Origin of the sequence: Corynebacterium sp. HMSC036D02 (genome assembly GCF_001836165.1) — a bacterium.
Classification (GTDB): Bacteria; Actinomycetota; Actinomycetes; order Mycobacteriales; family Mycobacteriaceae; genus Corynebacterium.
The window spans coordinates 181,648-200,553 of sequence record NZ_KV827706.1 but is presented as its reverse complement, the minus strand read 5'-3'; the positions used below and the strand labels follow the sequence as shown (position 1 = coordinate 200,553).

The following is an 18,906-nucleotide window of genomic DNA, read 5'->3' as shown; positions in this document are numbered from 1 at the left end:
TCATGAGTGTACTCAGGTGCGCTGCCACATCGCTCCTGAGCGGGTGATCACCCCCATCTTCTGCATCGCCACGAGCAGGTGAATAGTCAGCGCCACCCGCATTCCTGCAGCCGCCGCGATATCCTCTGCGCTCGCGCCTTCCTCCGCGGTTTCCGGCGGTGTGGAGTCATACACCCGAAGTTCATTGCGAGACAGACGCTGCACCGCAGTCGGCTGAAATTCCAGTTCATACTGACCCGCCACGTCCACCTCGCCTGCTTTGCCAACCAGCCCCCGAACCTCGTCTGCCGAAGCCACCAGTTGGGCCCGCCCATCCTGGATGCGTTGATGACAGCCCAGCGATCCAGACGTCGTTATAGGGCCTGGTACTGCCATGGCAACCCTGCCCAATGCTTCCGCCCAATTCAAGGTGTTGAGCGCGCCAGAACGGAATCCTGCCTCAACCACCACGGTGCCGCTCGTCATCGCCGCCACAAGACGGTTACGGGATAGAAAACGATGACGCTGCGGCCGCGTGCCCGGCGCGAATTCAGACACGATGCACCCTTTCCCAGCGATCCTGTCAAAGAGTGCGGCATTGCGCGCCGGATAGGAAATATCGATGCCGCACGCCGCTACCGCCACCGTTAAGCCTCCTGCATCCAGAGCAGCTTCGTGGACTGCTGTATCAACGCCCACCGCCCCGCCGGAGACTACTGTCCAGTGATGAGCGGCGAGACCGCTAGCTAGAAGGGTGCCAGCTTCCCAGCCATAACGGCTTACTGCACGCGTACCTACAAGAGCTACTGATTGAGTTACCGCCTCGCGCAGGTTTCCGCCGCGAACCCACAGGCTATGCGGTGGGAAAGCCTGGTCATCAAATGTCGCCGGGGCTTCAACCATTCCCTGGTGATAGAAGCCAAATGTTCGCGAAAATTCATCTCCGGGCCACTCCGCGTCCGCAGGCGTAATCAGGCGAGCTCCCACCGCTTCCGCTGCGGCCAGGTCTTCTTCTTGCCGCAGCCAGTCGTGCCGTGAGGCCGTCGCCTGCCGCAAGGGGCCGATCCAGTCCTCGCCCTTGTAGATTCCCCGGGCGATCTCCTCAGCCGGGTACTGGCTCAGCAGCCCGTGGAGGGTTGGTGAGGGGCCTTCTACAACGCGGTTAAGGTAGGCCCACGTGTGCCGACTAGTCAAAAGGTTAAGCTCGCTCATGCTGCCAGCCTTTCGATGGTTCCGGCGCCGCGGAGATCCAGCGCCCGACTGACATGGTCCAGCTCGGGGCGTGCGGAGCCATCAAGGTCTGCCAAGGTCCATGCCAGACGCAGCACCCGATCTACTCCGCGTTGGCTCAGCTCACCTTCCGCTAGATAAGCGGAAAGCATAATCATCGCCGACTCCGCCGCCGGGCGGTGGCGCCTCAGATAAGAAGCGGACACGGCGCCATTGACCACGCTACCCAACCCGTCAGCCTCCCAGCGCGCTTTCATGCGTTCACGGGCGGCGGCCACGCGCTGCGCTATCTCCGCGGAGCTCTCCTCCCCTTCAGCATGAAGCACCGCGGATTGCCCCGATAGCGACACGATGATGTCGAGGCGATCCCGCAGCGGCCCTGAAAGGTTCGACAGATAGTTCATTCTGTCAGCCGCACGGCATTCGCAGCGCGCGGGTTCTTCGGCACCACACCGGCAGGGGTTCGCGGCTAGTACCAGTTGGAATTGGGCGGGGAAAATGACTTCCCGGCTCGCACGGGTCAGTCGCACTTGCCCTTCTTCTAAAGGGGCTCGCAGGCTGTCGAGAACCTGCGCTGGAACCTCACTGACTTCATCGAGGAAGAGCACCCCATGGTGCGCTAGGCTCACCGCACCTGGCCGCGGACGCCCCGAACCGCCACCAATCAGCGCGGCCCTGGTAACCGAAGCGTGCGGTGCAATGAAGGGGGCCCGGGAAATCGCAGTGCCGACAGCGCCGGCCACAGAGTGAATGGCTGTAGCTTCGACGGCCTGTTCCGTGCTCAGGCGCGGCAAAATACTCGGCAAGCGCGAGGCAATCATCGACTTTCCAGAACCGGGCGGTCCCACCATCATCACGTGGTGACCGCCGGCGGCAGCGACTTCCGCTGCCCACTTGGCCTCCCTCTGGCCAGCCACCTCACTGAAATCCGCCACCTGTTCGCGGGCTGGGACTTCCGTATGGGCGATGAGACGCGCATCCGGCAAACAATCACTCCCGCATGCCCAGGCGAAAGCATCCCACAGGGTCTCGGCTACGAGCACTGTCATGCCGGGGACCAATGCCGCTTCCGCCGCGTTGCCTACAGGAATGATGAGGGTGTCATAGCCTTGCGAGCGTGCCGCCAGGATGGCCGGAATGATGCCGGAAACTGGGCGCACCTGCCCATCCAGTCCTAGCTCACCGAGCACGAGCGCCCCGCTGAGCCGGTTCTTGTCGCTCTGCCCTGCCGCCAGGATGGACAGAGCCATCGGGAGATCAAAATGCGCCCCGGCTTTAGGCAGCGACGCCGGTGACATGGACACCACGACCTTCGTCTTGGGCCATGGCAAATGCGAATTGCTCACCGCGGTGCGAATGCGGTCTCGTGACTCAGAGATCGCGGCATCACCCAGCCCCACCACGTGGACTCCGGGCAGCCCGGGGCCAACGTTGGCCTCCACTGTGACTACCCGGGCAAGGACTCCATCCAGCGCAATCGTGTCGCATCTACCGAGAGCCATGATCGATTCCCTGGAAGTATTCCACCTCAAACGCCTCCCCCGACTTCGCCCCGGTGGCTACCAGCCCGAGGACGTCGAAACGGACCTTGTTCAACGCCTGCCCTTCACTCCGCGCGGCACTCAGCCACTGCGCGGCCGCCTTGCGCAGGCGCGCTAACTTGCGTGGGGTTACCGCTTCCGCGACGCCGAAGCTGCGGTTTGCCCGAGTCTTTACTTCGCAAAAGACAATGGTCCCATCGGGTTCACGCACGACGAGATCGAGCTCGCCCACGCGGTAGTGGACGTTCGCAGCGATGACCTGCGCCCCGCGCGCACGATAAAAGTCAGCGGCGAATTTTTCCCCCGCTTTTCCCAGTGCATCCGCCGGGCGGATGGTCTGGCCCACTGTCGGTGAATGCAAAGTGGTTGCTAGATTTCTTGTCACTATGGTGCTCCTTGGAATTGAACGTGTACACAACACGCCGTAAGCACGACACAAGAAAATCCCCGTGCCGCACACCCCTTACGGCACTTCCAGAACACCCCATTAACTGCAATATGGCGAGGGCTTAATGCCTCGCCACCGCAAATCTGTGGATAACTAGTCCGGGGTCACCAACGTGGCGTTCCCCGCCTTCTTTAATCCAGAACGCTTTCCTAGAGTTCTATTCCGGAAGAACAAAATCCGGCTTGTCCAGTTCCTCAATGTTGACGTCCTTGTAGGTGATAACACGGACGTAGCGCACGAAGCGGGCCGAGCGGTACATATCCCACACCCACGCATCGGACATGCGGACCTCGTAGTAGACGTCAGGGCCCGATGTGTGCGGGATGAGCTCCACCGCATTGGCCAGGTAAAACCTGCGTTCTGTTTCCACCACATAGGAGAATTGGCTGACCACATCACGGTATTCACGGTACAGCGACAGCTCGACTTCAGCCTCGTAGTTATCGAGTTCCTCAGCGCTCACGGTGTGCTTCTCCTTCGCTCACAATTACCCGGGATCACGGTGTCACAGATTGAGCACCAGCTTAGTTCGCACTTGCCGCCTAAGCCTTCAGGCGCGCGCGAGGAATCGCGCATGAGCTTCAGCAACATTGCGATAACTCATGCGGTGCTCAGGCGTCGCCCCCAGCCGGGCGATAGCCTCCTGATGCACAGCTGTGCCATAGCCCTTATGGGTTTCCAGAGCATAGCCCGGGTATTGCTTCGCCGCATCCACCATGAGGCGGTCCCGGGAAACTTTGGCCAAAACACTGGCCGCGGCGATGCATCGCGCGGCGGTATCGCCACCGATGATCGGCAGCTGCGGGGCAGGTAGGCCGGGGACGAAGAGGGCGTCGCTTAGCACGTAGCCCGGACGGATCCCCAGCTGGGCCACCGCACGGCGCATCCCTGACAAGTTGGCGTGCTGAATGCCAAAGGCATCGATGTCCCTCGCGCCTATGTGCACCACCGACCAGGCCAGCGCGCGGCGTTTGATCACCGGCTCCAACTTTTCCCGGGCCGCCGGCGTGAGCTTCTTCGAATCATCAAGCCGCTCCAAGCCGGGCAAGATGCGATCCGGCAAGATGCACGCAGCGATGGTCACTGGTCCGCAGCAAGCTCCGCGCCCGGCTTCATCCACCCCGGCGACAGGCCCCAGCCCTGCTTTGGAGAGCGCAGCCTCATAGGTCCTTTTCTGTTTCAGACGGCGCATAGCGGTTAGAGGGACATGTCCTCGATAGTGTGCGCACGGCTAATCGGCACCACCACGGCAGCAACCTTCCCGCGCACGTTCTCCACTGGAACGGTGCCCTGGAGCTTATCGCCTAGGTGTGCGCGCGAATCCAAGGAATTTGTGCGGTTATCCCCCATGACCCACAGGTGCCCCTCGGGAACGGTGACGGGCCCAAAGTAGGCACCCCCGCAGGCCAGCGAGCCTGTGCGCTCATCGACGGGTATCTCCGGCGGGTCAAGGACAAAGTCCTGGTTGGTGGGCTTGCCGTCCACCATGACGGCCGAATCCCCTTCCTGGCAGGACACGGTCTGGCCACCAGTCGCGATGACCCGTTTGACCAGAATGTTATCGCCGTTGGGTGCTAGCCCCACGACGGCAGCCATGTTTTGGACACCGCGCACAATCACATTGCGGGAACGCTTGACCTCAAAAGATGTGTTCCAGGATTCCGGACCAGCGAAGACCACTACCTCGCCGGGACGTGGATCGCTGAAGTAGTAGCTCACCTTCTGCACGGCGATGCGATCATTCGTGCATCCCGGGCAACCGTGCAAGGTGGGCTCCATGGAGGAAGACGGGATAAGGTACAGCCTTCCCACGAAAGCTTGAATCAGCGCCAGCGCCACGAAGGTGACTGCTAGCGCCGACAGAATATCGCGGACTCTAGGACTGGATGTCCGGGTCATCGACTCCACCAATGCGGTTGAAGGGGAAGAAGACGAACATGACCTTACCGCGAACGTTCTCCAGAGGGATCGTTCCTTGGTACTCATCCTGCATGTGATAGCGCGAGTCTGCGGAGGCCGTGCGGTTATCTCCCATCACCCAGATATTGCCCTCCGGCACGGTCACAGGGCCAAAGTACGCGCCGCCGCAGGCATAGGAACCAGTGGTTTCATCAACGCGATAGGTCGGTGGATCCTGCACATAGTCCTGCTCAATAGGCTTGCCGTCCACCATGACTGCCGGATCCCCTTCTTGGCAGGACACCGTCTGACCACCGGTGGCAATGACGCGCTTGACCAGCGTGTTCTCATCGGGCGGGGTAAGCGACACATAGCTCAGGGCGTCCTGAATGCGGTGGATGACCGGGTTATCGGAACGCGGGGATACCCAATTGCTGTCCCAGTCCGGGGTGCCTTTGAACACCACGACATCACCGGGCTCCGGGCTGTTATCGCCGTAATACGAAACCTTCTCGGTAAAAATGCGGTCATTATTGCAGCCTTCACAGCCATGCAACGTCGGCTCCATGGAACCGGAAGGGATGACGTACTGCCGGCCCACAAAGTTCTGGAAAATGCCGACGACCGCGAGCACAGAGACCACCACGAGGGCCGTCTCCAGCAACCAGGGCATCTGCTTCTTTTCCTCAGCTGGGGGCGCCGTGCTTTCCGACGTCTCTCCCCCAACTTCCTGGGGACCTTCAGTAATGTCGTTTTCTTTTTCCACGGGCTAAATCCTAGCAATGCACCTTAAGCTCACGGGCCTTGCGGGTCCGCGGCGTGGTGTTGACATCCCTTTTTGCCGCCAAACGTGGATCACAAAAGCCCTTCGCCATTCCTCGCGATGAGAGAAAGGCGAAGGGCTGTGACGCGCCGTAGATTAGCGGCGCTCCTTGATGCGGGCCTTCTTGCCGCGCAGGTCGCGCAGGTAGTACAGCTTGGCGCGACGGACACGGCCGCGGCGAACTACCTCGATGGAGGCAATGTTCGGGGAGTGAACCGGGAAAGTACGCTCAACGCCGATGCCGAAGGAGACCTTACGCACGGTGAAGGTCTCGCGGATGCCGTCGCCCTGACGGCGGATGCAGACACCCTTGAAGAGCTGGGTACGCTCGGTGGTACCCTCGATGACCTTGACATTGACGTCAAGGGTATCGCCCGGGCGGAAGGACGGGATATCGTCGCGCAGCGAAGCTGCATCAACCTTGTCAATGAGGTTTGCCATTGGTGTTTTCCTTTTCAGTTTAAGACAGAGGACCCTAGCGCCACCTCGCGGCAGCTGACCGGTTCGTGCCTATTACACAGAACATCGCCATCTTTCCACACCCCACCCCCGCAGAACAAATTGTTCCAAACGCCTGACATCTCCTTACTGCGGGCTCTAAGGTGGGTGGCGCACTGATACCCCACGGGTGCCCACGGGAAGTGGGCTGAGAGTGGCGCTGATACCGCGCCTGCACCGTTTGAACCTGTCTGGTTAGCACCAGCGAAGGAAGAGAGGAGCAGCCATGACGGCTATCCATACCCCTATTCAGAATTCTGACTCCGGCGAGATCCACCCCAAGCACTCCTACTCCCCCATACGGGAGCACGGCCTGGAGGTACCGGAGACCGAGATCCAGCTGGATGATTCCCCTACCGGCCCGAATGAACCTTTCCGCATCTACCGCACCCGCGGCCCAGAGTGCGAGCCTGAGGTAGGTCTGCCGGCCCTGCGCGCCGAATGGATTGCGGAGCGCGGGGACGTCGAAGAGTACGAGGGCCGCGCACGCAACCTCGCTGACGATGGCCGCTCGGCCGAGCGCCGCGGTGCGGCTTCCCAGGAGTGGAAGGGTGAGCGTCGCCAGCCGCTGCGCGCGAAGGAAGGCAAGCGCGTCACCCAGATGCATTACGCGCGCCAGGGCATCATCACCAAGGAGATGGAGTTCGTGGCCCTGCGCGAGCACTGCGACCCGGAGTTTGTGCGCTCCGAAATCGCCCGTGGCCGCGCCATCCTGCCCAATAACGTGAATCACCCGGAGTCGGAGCCGATGATCATCGGCCGGAAGTTCCTCACCAAGATCAACGCCAATATTGGCAACTCTGCGGTGACCTCCTCCATCGCCGAGGAAGTATCCAAGCTGCGCTGGGCCACCCGCTGGGGCGCCGACACCGTCATGGATCTCTCCACCGGTGACGACATCCACACCACCCGCGAGTGGATCCTGCGCAACTCGCCGGTCCCCATCGGCACCGTGCCCATCTACCAGGCGCTGGAGAAGGTCAATGGTGTCGCGGAAGACCTGACGTGGGAGATCTTCCGCGATACCGTCATCGAGCAGTGCGAGCAGGGCGTGGACTACATGACCGTTCACGCCGGCGTCCTGCTTCCGTATATCCCGCTGACCACGGACCGCGTCACCGGCATTGTCTCCCGCGGCGGCTCCATCATGGCGGGCTGGTGCCTGGCGCATCACCAGGAGTCCTTCCTCTACGAGAACTTCGACGAACTCTGTGAAATTTTCGCTCGTTACGACGTCGCTTTCTCTCTCGGCGATGGCCTGCGTCCCGGCTCCTTGGCAGATGCCAACGACACCGCCCAATTCGCTGAGCTCAAGACCATCGGTGAGCTCACCCGGCGCGCCTGGGAATACGACGTGCAGGTCATGGTGGAAGGCCCAGGCCACGTCCCGCTCAACATGATTCAGGAAAACAACGAGCTCGAGCAGGACTGGGCTTCCGACGCCCCCTTCTACACGCTGGGCCCGTTGGTCACCGATATTGCCCCGGGCTATGACCACATCACCTCCGCCATTGGTGCAGCGCACATCGCCATGGGAGGTACGGCCATGCTGTGCTACGTCACCCCGAAGGAACACTTGGGGCTTCCCAACCGCGATGATGTGAAGACCGGTGTCATCACCTACAAGCTTGCGGCCCATGCGGCTGACGTGGCTAAGGGCCACCCAGGTGCGCGTGCTTGGGATGATGCGATGAGCAAGGCTCGCTTCGAGTTCCGCTGGCACGACCAGTTCGCGCTCTCCCTCGACCCAGACACCGCGCAGGCCTACCACGATGAGACCCTGCCCGCGGAGCCGGCGAAGACCGCGCACTTCTGTTCCATGTGCGGGCCGAAGTTCTGTTCCATGCGCATCAGCCAGGACATTCGGGATACCTTCTCCGACTCCCTTGGTATGCCAAGTTTCCCGGGCAAGGGAGCCATCGATCCGGAGGTCGTGGCAGCTGCCCGCGCGGGCGAGAAGCAGATGTCGGAGGAGTTCAAGGCCCAGGGCTCACAGCTCTATCAGGAAGAAGAGACCACACATGCCTGATCTTCGCTGCTACTTCGTCACGGGCGCGGACTCGCATGAGGACGTCGTGCGCATCGCTGCCGCTGCGGCCCGGGGCGGCGCCGGGGTGGTACAAGTTCGTTCCAAGCCGATTTCCGCCCGCAACCTCTACCACTTAGGCCGCGACGTGGCCCGCGCGGTGGAGCAGGCCAACCCAAAAACGCGCGTGCTTATCGACGACCGCGTCGACGTCGCCGCCGCCCTCCGCCACGCTGGCGAGCCGGTGCACGGCGTGCATATCGGCCAGGATGATCTGCCCGTGGCCGCTGCCCGTACGCTGTTGGGGCCGGACGCGATTATCGGTTTGACCACCGGCACACGCGAGTTAGTCGAGGCCGCCAACGAAGTAGCAGACCTGATTGATTACATCGGCTGCGGCCCGTTCCGCGCCACACCGACGAAAGACTCCGGGCGCACCCCGTTGGGGCTTGATGCCTACCCGGATTTGGTGAAGCTCTCCCGCGTCCCCCTCGTGGCCATCGGGGATGTCACCGCCAACGATGCAGCCGATCTTGCGGCAACCGGCGTGGCCGGCCTAGCCGTCGTGCGCGGCATCATGCATGCCGATGACCCGGAAGCCTACTGCCGTGAGCTCCTGTCCGGCTTCGATGAAGGTGCGCGATGAGTACTGCATCTGATTCTTCCGTCATCGTCGTCGGCGCGGGTGTCATCGGCCTGGCCACCGCGGTGGAACTGGCCGCGCGGGGCCACGAGGTCACGGTGCTGGATCCGGCGCCAGCCTCCGGGGCTACCCACTTCGCTGGCGGCATGCTCGCCCCCGCCGCAGAGGTGGTCTACCAGCAGGATCCACTCTTCCCGCTGATGCGTGCCTCCGGCGCGTGGTACCCGGAGCTTATCGATCTCGTGGCTCAGCACACCGAGGTCCCCACCGGCTACCGCGCCGAAGGGACCCTCGTCGTCGCGGCTGATCGCGCGGATGCTCAGCACCTCACCGAGCTAGCGGATTATCAGTCCCTCCACGGTATGGAGGTCGAGCGCATCACCGTGCGCGAAGCCCGGCGCGCGGAACCTTTGCTCTCGCCACGTCTGGCTGCTGCGGTGAGCATCCCGGGTGACACTCAGGTCTTCCCCCGTCAATGGACAGCTGCACTGCTCAGCGCTGCCCAAGCGCTCGGTGTGCGTTTCTTCCGCACGGCAGCACAGTCAATCAATGCTGACACGGGCGTGGTCACGACGGCCGTCGGCGAGTTCGAAGCTGAACAGGTGGTGCTCGCAGCAGGCCTGGGAGCACGCGAGATCGAGTGGGCTGCCTCGGCCGGGCTTGAACAGTCCCCGCTCCACCTGCGCCCGGTGTACGGCGATATCCTGCGCCTGCGCGTACCGGAAGAGCTCCAGCCGCTGCTCACCCGCGTGGTGCGCGGCTTCGTGGAGGACCGCCCCATCTACCTCATCCCGCGCGGCGATGGAACCTTGGCGGTTGGCGCTACAACCCGCGAGGACACTCTTGCCACGGCCCAGGCCGGCGGTGTCTACGCGCTGCTTCGCGACGCCATCCGCGTCCTCCCCGCCGTCGAAGAATGCGAGTTCCTCGAGGCCAGCGCGGGAGCTCGCCCCGGCACCCCGGATGACCTTCCCTATCTTGGCCGCGTCAGCGACCGGCTGATTATCTCTACCGGCTATTTCCGCCACGGCATCCTGCTCACGGCCCTGGCCGCGCGCTGTGCCCGCGAGCTCATCGAAGGAACCGATCCCAGCATCGATCTCGCGGCCTGTAACCCATTGCGACACCTCAAGGAGCAACAATGATCCTCATCCTCAACGGCCAGCCTTATGACACGGCGGCCGATACCGTCGCCCAGCTGCTGGAAGAAAAAGGCATTGCTCCTGACGGCACCGCGGTGGCCGTGGCCGAACATGTCATCCCCCGCTCGCGGTGGGACACCGCCCCACTCACCGAAGGCGCGACCGTGGAAATCCTCACCGCCGTCCAAGGGGGCTAAATGCTCACCATCGCCGATACCACCTTTTCTTCCCACCTCATCATGGGCACCGGTGGCGCCACGAGCCACGAGGCCCTCGAGCGCGCGCTCGTTGCCTCTGGAACCGAGCTGACTACCGTGGCCATGCGCCGCCACGCTGGTACCCGTGGTGGTGAGAGCATCTTCGACCTGTTGCGTCGGTTAGACATTGCCCCACTCCCCAACACCGCCGGGTGTCGCACCGCGCGCGAAGCCGTCCTCACCGCCCGCATGGCCCGTGAGGCGCTGGGCACGACGTGGGTCAAAATAGAGGTCATCGCTGATGAACACACGCTGCTGCCCGATGTCGTGGAGACCCTCGACGCCACCGAGCTCCTGAGCGCCGAAGGTTTCACCGTGCTGGCCTATACCAGCGACGATCCCGTGGCCGCCCAGCGCCTCGAAGATGCCGGCGCTGCGGCCGTCATGCCGCTGGGCGCTCCCATCGGCACTGGGCTGGGAATCCTCAACCCGCACAACCTCGAGCTCATTTGCTCACTCGCCTCAGTGCCCGTGCTTGTCGACGCCGGCATCGGAACCGCCTCCGACGCCGCCCTCGCCATGGAGCTCGGCTGCTCCGGCGTGCTGCTGGCCAGCGCGGTCAACCGCTGCCAGAACCCGGAAGCCATGGCCACCGCCATGCGCCACGCCGTCGAGGCGGGTCGGCTCGCGCGCAGCGCAGGTCGTATCCCGCAGCGCGAGCACGCCCAGGCTTCCTCCACCTTCGAAGGTCTGGCCAGCTGGGCGGACCAGGTCCTGTAGCCCACTTCCTAAAAGGACTGCCATCATGCTCAGTGAGACCGAACTCGCCCGGACCGCGCGCCAACGCCTCCTGCCTGGCTTCGGGGATGCGGCCCAGGAGCGGCTCAATGCCGCGCACGTGCTCGTCGTGGGCGCCGGCGGGCTGGGCTGCCCGGCCCTCCAGCAGCTAGCGGCGGCTGGCATCGGGCGCATCACGATTATTGATTCCGATACCGTCGATATCAGCAACCTGCACAGGCAGGTGCTGTTTGGTGCGGGGGACGTCGGCAAGCCCAAGGCAGAGGTGGCCGCTGCGCGCGCCCGCGAGCTTGCCCCCGAGCTACAGATCACCGCGCTCAACGCGCGGCTGACTTCCTCCACCGTTCTTGACCTCTGCGCAGGGTCTGACCTCGTCCTCGACGGTTCCGATACCTTCGACACGAAATACCTCGTCGCCGATGCCTGCGAGCTCACCTCTACCCCGCTGGCCTGGGGAACCGTGCTGCGCTACGGCGGGCAGGCCGCGCTGTGGCACTCCGGCAATGCATGTGCTGACGGGCGCGGCGTGGGCTTGCGTGATCTCTTCCCCGCCCCGCCTAACGGCGAGGCTCTCGAGTGCTCGACGGCCGGGGTGCTGGGCGCAACGACGTCGGTGATTGCAGGGCTCATGGCCACCGCGGCGGTCGCCACGCTCGGCGCACTCCCAGATCATCGGGACATGGTCGGGCGCGTAACCTCCTACGACGCGCTCCCCGGTAACTTCCGCACGCTGCGGGTGGACGCCGATCCCGACCGCTCCCTCGTTACTGCCCTACCTGCCCGACACACCCTGCCGCCGGAACTTGTCACCGGTCATGCTGCCCTCCTCGATATCTCCGAGGAGCCCAACTTTCCAGAGGCCGCGGTGACACTGCCCTGGCATACCGTCACCGATGATGATTCCGTGCGTCGTGCGCTGACTTCGTGCGCCTCCGAACTGGTCTACGTGGCCTGCCCCTCCGGTGGGCGCAGCGCTGGCTTTGTCCTGCGCTACGCCGACCTCGCTGCAGACATGGGCATCGAGCTACGCAACCTTCCCGGTGGGCTCGCAGCACACGGCTATTAGGCGCCAGCCACCGCCGGAGTGCGGAAGAGGTGCTCGTCAAGGATGCGCGCGGTGCCATGGTGGCGAGCCCGGAAAATCACGCAAGAGGCCACCAGTGCCAAGGCGGTCACGATGAACAGCACCGCAATGCCCGCCCAGAAGGTGCCGTCGTGGATACCGTCGGTGGCGCGGGTAAAGGCGTTTTTCGCATAGGTCATCGGATGGAAAGGATGCAGCATGCTCAACGGCCGCGGAATAGCCGCCACCGGCCACACGCCGCCGAAGACCATGACGCCTAAGGCAAAAGCACCGACGGCGAAGACAGCACCAATCTTGCGGCCGAAGGTTACGAGGAAGAACTGGTAGGTCGCCGCGCCGACGGCGGCAATCGCTGCGATGACGAGCAGCATCATCGGCCAGCTGGCAGGACTCCAGCCCATCGTGGAGGACATAACGCCTATGAAGGCCAAGACCAAGAAGTTCAGACCCGCCACCACGCCAAAGGCTGCCAGAATGCCACGCACCGGACTCGTGGCCGACTCGCCGCGACGACCCAGGTAGTACGGCAGCGTCATCGCCAGCAGCAGCATGACGAGGAAGCCAAAGACCAGAACGAAGAGCAGCGAGGCGCCGCCCGTGATGTTCTTCTCGGTCGGGTCAACCGGGCTGACCACCGTCTGTACAGGGTGGAGGTTAGAGGAGGTGAAGTTGATGGGCACGGCCATGTTCTGCGCCGACGTATCCGGCTGGGTAATGGAGGGGGCTTTGGCGGCGCCGTCGGCAAGCTTGGTGGCCAATTCATTGGAGCCGGCCTTGAGCTGGTCCATGCCGTCCTTGAGCTCCGTGCCGCCGGCGGCCAGCTGGCTCGTGCCGTCCTTCAGCGTGCCGGTGCCCTCATGCAGGCGGGAAGCACCGTCCTGCAGCTGGGCGGCGCCGTTGCTCAGCTCGCCGACGCCTGCCCGCAACTGCTGCGAGCCATCGGACAAGCGGTGCGCGCCGTCATTGAGCGCCATCATGCCGCCCAGGTATTCCGAATTGGGATCGGACAGGTTGTAGTAGAGCTGGCCGGTGCCGGCGGAGAGCTTCTCCAGTTGCGCCACCATGTTTCCACTGGCGGCCGGGTCGAGCTTGGACACCAGGGAATAGAGTTGCTCAGCTTGCTGGTGCATGCCGAGGCCGCGGAGGACGTCGACAAGCTGCAGCAGCGCCGGGGCCACGGACTGCGCCTGCTTGAGCACCGGGATGAGCATCCCGGTGAGCTGGTTGACGCCCCCATCGATTTGGCCCGCGCCATCCGCCAGGCGTCCGGTGCCGGCAAGCAGTTTGTCGGAGCCGTCGGCAAGCTGCGCGGCACCATCATCGAGCTGCGCGGCGCCATCGCTGAGGCGCCCTACGCCGTCATTCAGGCGGTTCGTGCCGTCCAGCAGCTGGCCCGTACCGTTGTTGAGATCGCCCGCGCCGGCGTCCAGCTTGGCGATTCCCTCGACCGCGCGCCCGCCGCCTTCCTGCAGCCTCCCAGCGCCTTCGTCGAGCCGGCCCGCGCCCTCGGCTGCGGTGCCCAGACCATCGCTGAGTTTGTTGAGCCCCTCGATGACCTGGTCCGCGTATTTCTTGGAAATCGCATTCTCCACGCTGGTCTGCACCTGCGGGATGAGGCTGGAAGAAATCACTGAACCATTCGTGCCGTAGTAATCATTCGTGGCGAAATGAATCTCCGGTTTAACCGGCTTATCGCTGATGATGGTGACGGCCTGCTCCGAGAAGTTCTTCGGGATGGTCACCACCATGAGGTATTTGCCCTTGAGCAGACCCTCATCCCCGTCGCCCTTGCTGACTTCAGCGAAATTCAGATACTGCGTCTCCATCAGGCCTTCCACAACCTGGTCACCATAGTTGGTGTAGGTGCCCTGCTTCTCGACGCCCGCGTCCTCATTCACCACCGCCAAGTCAATGTTGCGCATGTACTTGGAGGGGTCCCACATCGCCCACATCATGGTGCCCGCGATGACGATGGGTGCTACGAGAAGGAAGACGATGAGCACGCGCGACAAGGTACTCGTGGGGCGCCAATCGAGGACGCGGTGCCACCCCATGGCCTCGCTGTCGTGGCCTGCCGCGTTCTGGGTAGCAGCGCTCCCCTCGTGCGGCATTCTGCGCGAAGCGCTATTCGCCCCTGCTTCCCGGTTGGATTCATCCCCACGGCTCATGCCCGCCTCCTTGACGTGATGATTCAGGTCCGCTTTTATTCGTTTATCCAGCCATTAAAGCTAGACACCCAAACGTGAGCGAGGCCACTAAGTCATTTGTTTCAACAAACATACCACCGATTAAGTTGACATTGTGAACTTATAGCCATTCGTCTCGTTGTGCCGCGCTGCGCACCACCTGAGTTACATCACCCAGCACTCCCCTGTGACGGGCGGGCGAGTGCATTCGAATCGGGCTTTCATCCGGCAAGCCCCTGCCCTTTACAGCCTGTAGGCAGGGCGTTTTCTTCTCCGGTTGCGGGGCCGCGTGGCCTGTTTTAGGCTCTGTGCACATGGGGGATATTGAAACCTACATCCGCCTTCGCAACTCGGGGATTGCGCTGGTGGAAGCAGCAACCAGCACACCCGAAAGCTTGCGCGCACTTGGCGCCTCGCACGGCGATGCGGAGGAGCTGGCGTCGCTTCATGCCATCTATTTCGGCGATACCCGCTTCACCGGCAAGCAGCGCACCGCCCGCCAGGCGGCCCAACGCCAAGGCCACGACCTGGCCACGCTGAGCCTGATTGAGTCCTACACCGCGAAGCTGAAGAAGCAGGTTGACGTCTGGAATTTGCGCGTCGCGCTCGCCTCCGTGCCCTCGGAACGGGTGCCTTCAGTGGCGGCGCAGCGAGTGAAGGAACTCAAACCGAAACGCGTGCCTTCACCAGGAGTGCGGCTGACTTACCGCAAGAATGGTCCTTACTCGCTCACGGTTACTGATTCCGCGCTCAACATCTCCACCATGCGCAGCACCCTGGAGTCCATTAACCCCACCGACCTCCTGGACGCCACCCGCCAGGTCTTCTTTAAAGAAGGAGTGGGGTCTCGGCCGGCAGTGGGAACAAACGTCGTGATAACACTCGACGAGCTTGACAAAATCATCCGCCACGACGGCGACGACATCGAGCTCGAACTCACCAACGGCGGGCGCATGAGCGGCGCGGAGTTTCTCACCTACAAATTCGCCGAGACTGGCTACGCCACATTAGTCCACCCCACCATCGGCCCGGTGTGGCTGCACCGGCTTTCGCGCTTTGCCAGCCTCGAGCAGCGCATCATGGCCAGCGCGGAGCACCCCACCTGCGCGATCGAAGACTGCAACAAGCCAGCCGATTACTGCCAAGTCCACCACATCGTCCCCTGGCAAGCGGGCGGGGAAACCAATCCGCCCAACCTAACCATGCTGTGCGCCTACCACAATGGCATCAACGACGATGACCCGACAAGCCCGACCGGCAGAGGCTACGTCTTTCGGTTGAAAGGACCGGTTGACTACATCCCGCCCTGGGGAACGCCGATTACAGCGCAGCCGGCCTACCAAGAAGCCGTAAATCGACAGGCCGCAAGCCCGACGAGCACCCCTACAAGCCAACCACCCGATCCGCCGGACATACGCCCATCACCACCCACCACTGCGCCGCCGCACGAATAATCTTCGCCGCAGCTTAACCGCACACGTCCGCACGCCGAACCGGCACCCCGACCCCCTTAACTCGGCGGACTCAGCCTTGCGCCACGCGGAAACCTCAACGTTTGCGAGGTCCTCCGCGCCTTCGGCGATCGCTCCACCCCACGGGCTTGTCCAACCCACCGTCCGTACAGAAGAAGCCGCTGAAAACTCGCAAACCCCCAACCGTTTGAACAGTCAGGGGGTTTGGTGCGCAACTAGGTGAACTTTAGAAGCCGGCCTTCTTGAGGGCATCGGCCATCGAACCACCGCCGCCGCGGTCCGAGCGGCCACGCCCACCGTCGCGGCGGGAGTTGCGACGGTCGGAGCGGCCGCCGCGCCCCTCGGAACGCCCACCGCCGTTGCGGCGCTTGGGGGCGGGCTGGCCGGGCTCGTCGTCAAGCCTCAGCGACAAGCCAATGCGCTGGCGCTCCACGTCTACCTCCATGACCTTCACCTTCACCACCTGGCCCGAACGAACCACATCGTGCGGGTCAGAGACGAACTTGTGGCTCATCGCGGACACATGCACAAGACCGTCCTGGTGCACGCCGACGTCAATGAAGGCACCAAAGGCCGCAACGTTGGTCACGGTACCCTCCAGAATCATGCCCGGTTTCAAGTCCGAGACCTTGTCTACGCCTTCCTTGAAGGTAGCCGTCTTGAATTCTGGGCGCGGGTCGCGGCCCGGCTTATCCAGCTCCGCGATGATATCCGTCACCGTCGGCACACCGAAGGTATCGTCGGCGAAGTCTGCCGGCGACAGCGTCGTCAACACTCGCGAATTGCCGATGAGCTCCGAAACCCCCAGACCGGTCTTCTCCGCGATGCGCGCCACCACCGGGTACGCCTCCGGATGCACGGCCGAAGCATCCAGCGGGTCCTTACCGCCATTGATGCGCAGGAAGCCCGCCGCCTGTTCGAAGGCCTTCGGCCCCAAGCGCGGCACCTTCTTCAGCTCCTTGCGCGAGGCAAACGTGCCATTCTCATCGCGGTAGGCCACGATGTTGGCCGCAATCGTGGAGTTCACACCAGCCACGCGCTCCAGCAGCGGAGCCGACGCCGTATTCAGGTCCACGCCGACGCCATTCACCGCGTCTTCCACCACGCCATCGAGCGTGCGCGCAAGTGCGACTTGGTTGACGTCATGCTGGTACTGCCCCACGCCAATCGCCTTCGGGTCAATCTTCACCAGCTCCGCCAGCGGGTCCTGCAGTCGGCGCGCGATCGAGACCGCGCCGCGCAGGGAGACGTCCATGTCGGGAAATTCATCGGCTGCCAGCTGCGAAGCCGAATACACCGACGCGCCGGCTTCCGAGACCACGACCGGGTTCGGCCGCTTCCCACCCGCCTGCGCGATGAGGTCCGCGACCTCACCCGCCAGCTTCTCCGTCTCACGCGACGCAGTGCCATTACCAATCGCCATAAGGTCCACCGAATGAGCCGCGCTTAACGACGCCAACTCTCTCACCGCCTCGGCCCACTTCTGCTGCGGCTGGTGCGGGTAGACGATGGTGGTGGCAAGGACCTTACCCGTCGGGTCGACGACCGCGCACTTGACGCCGTTGCGGTAGCCCGGGTCCAAGCCCAGCGTCGCGCGCTGGCCCGCCGGGGCCGCCAGCAGAACGTCGCGCAAGTTGGTGGCGAAAACCTTGAGTGCGCCTTCCTCGGCCTTCTCTTTCAGGCGCATGCGCACGTCGAGGCCCGAGGAGATGGAGAGCTTGGTGCGCCAGCCCCAGTGGACGGCGTCGGCAAGCCAGCGCGAGGTGTCAACGTCCAGGTCGAAGCGGTCTGCGATCATGCCCTCATACATGGCGTCATCACCGGCATCGAGGTTGAGCTGCAGCACGCCTTCGTTCTCGCCGCGCAACAGCGCCAGGATGCGGTGCGAAGGAAGCTTGTCGAAGGGCTCAGAGAACTCGAAGTAGTCCTTGAACTTCGCGCCCTCGGTTTCCTTGCCTTCCACCACACCGGCATTCATGGAACCGCTGGTGTACATGCGCTCGCGGACCTCACCGACGAGATCCGCGTCCAACGCAAAGCGGTCCACCAAGATAGCGCGAGCACCCTCAAGGGCCTTCTTCGTTTCCTCGAAACCTTCGGTGAGATACTCCCCTGCCAGCTCGGCCGGATCCGCCGAGGGATTCTCGATGAGCTTATCCGTGAGCGGCTCCAGGCCGGCCTCACGCGCGATATCCGCCTTGGTCTTGCGGCGCTTCTTATACGGCAGGTACAGATCCTCCAGGCGCGCCTTGGTTTCGCAGCCCTGGATGAGGGCACGCAACTCGTCGGTCAGCTTGCCCTGCTCCTCAATCGCGGCGAGCACCGTTTCCTTGCGCTCCTCCAGTTCCCGCAGGTAGGTCGAGCGCTCCTCGATGATACGCAGCTGCGAGTCATCCAGCCCGCCGGTGGCTTCCTTGCGGTAACGGGCAATGAACGGAACGGTGTTACCCTCCGCCAGGAGCTTGAGGGCGGCTTCGACAAACTGTTCTTTGACGCCCAGCTCTCCAGCGATGGTGGCTGCGATATTCACAAAACCTCTTTTTGGGTCGGGGACTTAAGACCTTCTCACCCTATACCCCGCCCTGCCACGCGCAGGAAGTGCCCAGGCCAAACTCGGTGTGACCAATCTCTGAGGTTCCGTACCAGAGTGTGTGCGGCGGCAAGCACTCCGCGACGGCGGCGGTGACCTTGGTCAGCGGCAGTTCAGAGGCGCCGTTGACGATGACGCGCCACACGTGTTCGCTCACCGGCGGCTGGCCGTGCTTATCCATGTACTCATTGACCAAGATGTTGTCGGGTTCGCAGGTAAATGACACGACCTCGGCGTTGATGTCCTGTGGCTCGACTCCGCCTTCGTGCAGGCGCTGCGGCATGTCTTTGAGGACCTTGTTCCATTCAGCCTCAGTCATAAGTATTGACAAGTCAGTACTCACGTCCATC

Annotated in this window: 18 protein-coding genes and 1 riboswitch; of the genes, 7 read left to right on the top strand and 11 right to left on the bottom strand. The window is 63.2% G+C overall.

Annotated features, from left to right (window positions below; genetic code table 11):
• Positions 1 to 12 precede the first annotated feature (12 nt).
• The 8 genes from dprA to rplS form a co-directional block, all read right to left on the bottom strand.
• Complete coding sequence (gene dprA, locus HMPREF2743_RS11690; protein WP_070526991.1) at positions 13 to 1,191, bottom strand: DNA-processing protein DprA; 1,179 nt, start codon at positions 1,189 to 1,191, stop codon at positions 13 to 15.
• Positions 1,188 to 2,711, bottom strand: a complete 1,524-nt coding sequence (locus HMPREF2743_RS11685; protein WP_070818844.1) for a YifB family Mg chelatase-like AAA ATPase — start codon at positions 2,709 to 2,711, stop codon at positions 1,188 to 1,190. The genes dprA and HMPREF2743_RS11685 overlap by 4 nt, the downstream gene beginning before the upstream one ends.
• Positions 2,698 to 3,135, bottom strand: a complete 438-nt coding sequence (locus HMPREF2743_RS11680; RefSeq protein ID WP_070818843.1) for a YraN family protein — start codon at positions 3,133 to 3,135, stop codon at positions 2,698 to 2,700. Before HMPREF2743_RS11680 ends, HMPREF2743_RS11685 begins: the two co-directional genes overlap by 14 nt.
• 220 nt (positions 3,136 to 3,355) lie before the next feature.
• The gene (locus HMPREF2743_RS11675) at positions 3,356 to 3,661 is read right to left on the bottom strand and encodes a DUF2469 domain-containing protein (protein ID WP_005528899.1); all 306 of its coding nucleotides are present in this window, start codon (positions 3,659 to 3,661) and stop codon (positions 3,356 to 3,358) included.
• Positions 3,662 to 3,748: 87 nt separating this feature from the next.
• Positions 3,749 to 4,390, bottom strand: coding sequence for a ribonuclease HII (locus HMPREF2743_RS11670; protein ID WP_070818842.1), 642 nt, complete (start codon positions 4,388 to 4,390; stop codon positions 3,749 to 3,751).
• 5 nt (positions 4,391 to 4,395) lie between these two features.
• Positions 4,396 to 5,097, bottom strand: a complete 702-nt coding sequence (gene lepB, locus HMPREF2743_RS11665) for a signal peptidase I (protein WP_070526978.1) — start codon at positions 5,095 to 5,097, stop codon at positions 4,396 to 4,398.
• The gene (lepB, locus tag HMPREF2743_RS11660; RefSeq protein WP_070526975.1) at positions 5,075 to 5,863 is read right to left on the bottom strand and encodes a signal peptidase I; all 789 of its coding nucleotides are present in this window, start codon (positions 5,861 to 5,863) and stop codon (positions 5,075 to 5,077) included. Before lepB (HMPREF2743_RS11660) ends, lepB (HMPREF2743_RS11665) begins: the two co-directional genes overlap by 23 nt.
• Before the next feature lie 153 nt (positions 5,864 to 6,016).
• Positions 6,017 to 6,361 carry a 50S ribosomal protein L19 gene (rplS, locus tag HMPREF2743_RS11655; protein WP_010190405.1) on the bottom strand — a complete coding sequence of 115 codons (345 nt, stop codon included), beginning with the start codon at positions 6,359 to 6,361 and terminating at the stop codon, positions 6,017 to 6,019.
• 173 nt (positions 6,362 to 6,534) lie between these two features.
• Positions 6,535 to 6,649, top strand: a riboswitch (TPP riboswitch).
• Between rplS and thiC the strand changes: the two genes are divergently transcribed.
• From thiC to HMPREF2743_RS11625, 6 genes are all read left to right on the top strand, one after another.
• Complete coding sequence (gene thiC, locus HMPREF2743_RS11650; protein WP_070818841.1) at positions 6,645 to 8,447, top strand: phosphomethylpyrimidine synthase ThiC; 1,803 nt, start codon at positions 6,645 to 6,647, stop codon at positions 8,445 to 8,447. It overlaps the preceding riboswitch by 5 nt.
• Positions 8,440 to 9,090 (top strand): thiamine phosphate synthase, encoded by a 651-nt coding sequence (locus HMPREF2743_RS11645; protein ID WP_070818840.1) that lies wholly within the window; start codon positions 8,440 to 8,442, stop codon positions 9,088 to 9,090. The genes thiC and HMPREF2743_RS11645 overlap by 8 nt, the downstream gene beginning before the upstream one ends.
• A complete protein-coding gene (gene thiO / locus HMPREF2743_RS11640; protein WP_070818839.1) occupies positions 9,087 to 10,232 on the top strand; it encodes a glycine oxidase ThiO in 1,146 nt (381 codons plus the stop codon). The genes HMPREF2743_RS11645 and thiO overlap by 4 nt, the downstream gene beginning before the upstream one ends.
• Positions 10,229 to 10,426: a sulfur carrier protein ThiS gene (thiS, locus tag HMPREF2743_RS11635; protein WP_070818838.1), complete on the top strand. Its 198-nt coding sequence runs from the start codon at positions 10,229 to 10,231 to the stop codon at positions 10,424 to 10,426. Before thiO ends, thiS begins: the two co-directional genes overlap by 4 nt.
• Entirely contained in the window at positions 10,427 to 11,206 is a 780-nt protein-coding gene (locus HMPREF2743_RS11630) for a thiazole synthase (RefSeq protein WP_070818837.1), read from the top strand.
• 25 nt (positions 11,207 to 11,231) lie between these two features.
• Entirely contained in the window at positions 11,232 to 12,290 is a 1,059-nt protein-coding gene (locus tag HMPREF2743_RS11625; protein WP_070818836.1) for a ThiF family adenylyltransferase, read from the top strand.
• Here HMPREF2743_RS11625 and HMPREF2743_RS11620 read toward each other — a convergent pair.
• Positions 12,287 to 14,476, bottom strand: a complete 2,190-nt coding sequence (locus HMPREF2743_RS11620; protein WP_070818835.1) for a YhgE/Pip domain-containing protein — start codon at positions 14,474 to 14,476, stop codon at positions 12,287 to 12,289. The two genes, HMPREF2743_RS11625 and HMPREF2743_RS11620, sit on opposite strands and share 4 nt — an antisense overlap.
• A gap of 332 nt (positions 14,477 to 14,808) precedes the next feature.
• On the opposite strand from HMPREF2743_RS11620, the gene HMPREF2743_RS11615 reads away from it, so the two are divergent.
• Positions 14,809 to 15,948, top strand: a complete 1,140-nt coding sequence (locus HMPREF2743_RS11615; RefSeq protein WP_070526948.1) for an HNH endonuclease signature motif containing protein — start codon at positions 14,809 to 14,811, stop codon at positions 15,946 to 15,948.
• A 244-nt stretch (positions 15,949 to 16,192) separates the two neighbouring features.
• Here the strand turns inward: HMPREF2743_RS11615 and HMPREF2743_RS11610 are convergent, their stop codons facing one another.
• Positions 16,193 to 18,496 (bottom strand): Tex family protein, encoded by a 2,304-nt coding sequence (locus HMPREF2743_RS11610; RefSeq protein ID WP_070818834.1) that lies wholly within the window; start codon positions 18,494 to 18,496, stop codon positions 16,193 to 16,195.
• Between the two features lie 40 nt (positions 18,497 to 18,536).
• A complete protein-coding gene (locus HMPREF2743_RS11605) occupies positions 18,537 to 18,905 on the bottom strand; it encodes a hypothetical protein (protein ID WP_070526939.1) in 369 nt (122 codons plus the stop codon).
• Position 18,906 lies beyond the last annotated feature (1 nt).

What these genes read in the sequence shown, in the direction of transcription:
- dprA (WP_070526991.1), bottom strand. Translation starts at nt 1,191, where the DNA reads ATGAGCGAGCTTAACCTTTTGACTAGTCGGCACACGTGGGCCTACCTT.
- HMPREF2743_RS11685 (WP_070818844.1), bottom strand. Translation starts at nt 2,711, where the DNA reads ATGGCTCTCGGTAGATGCGACACGATTGCGCTGGATGGAGTCCTTGCC.
- HMPREF2743_RS11670 (WP_070818842.1), bottom strand. Translation starts at nt 4,390, where the DNA reads ATGCGCCGTCTGAAACAGAAAAGGACCTATGAGGCTGCGCTCTCCAAA.
- lepB (WP_070526978.1), bottom strand. Translation starts at nt 5,097, where the DNA reads ATGACCCGGACATCCAGTCCTAGAGTCCGCGATATTCTGTCGGCGCTA.
- rplS (WP_010190405.1), bottom strand. Translation starts at nt 6,361, where the DNA reads ATGGCAAACCTCATTGACAAGGTTGATGCAGCTTCGCTGCGCGACGAT.
- thiC (WP_070818841.1), top strand. Translation starts at nt 6,645, where the DNA reads ATGACGGCTATCCATACCCCTATTCAGAATTCTGACTCCGGCGAGATC.
- HMPREF2743_RS11645 (WP_070818840.1), top strand. Translation starts at nt 8,440, where the DNA reads ATGCCTGATCTTCGCTGCTACTTCGTCACGGGCGCGGACTCGCATGAG.
- thiO (WP_070818839.1), top strand. Translation starts at nt 9,087, where the DNA reads ATGAGTACTGCATCTGATTCTTCCGTCATCGTCGTCGGCGCGGGTGTC.
- thiS (WP_070818838.1), top strand. Translation starts at nt 10,229, where the DNA reads ATGATCCTCATCCTCAACGGCCAGCCTTATGACACGGCGGCCGATACC.
- HMPREF2743_RS11630 (WP_070818837.1), top strand. Translation starts at nt 10,427, where the DNA reads ATGCTCACCATCGCCGATACCACCTTTTCTTCCCACCTCATCATGGGC.
- HMPREF2743_RS11625 (WP_070818836.1), top strand. Translation starts at nt 11,232, where the DNA reads ATGCTCAGTGAGACCGAACTCGCCCGGACCGCGCGCCAACGCCTCCTG.
- HMPREF2743_RS11620 (WP_070818835.1), bottom strand. Translation starts at nt 14,476, where the DNA reads ATGAGCCGTGGGGATGAATCCAACCGGGAAGCAGGGGCGAATAGCGCT.
- HMPREF2743_RS11615 (WP_070526948.1), top strand. Translation starts at nt 14,809, where the DNA reads ATGGGGGATATTGAAACCTACATCCGCCTTCGCAACTCGGGGATTGCG.
- HMPREF2743_RS11605 (WP_070526939.1), bottom strand. Translation starts at nt 18,905, where the DNA reads ATGGACGTGAGTACTGACTTGTCAATACTTATGACTGAGGCTGAATGG.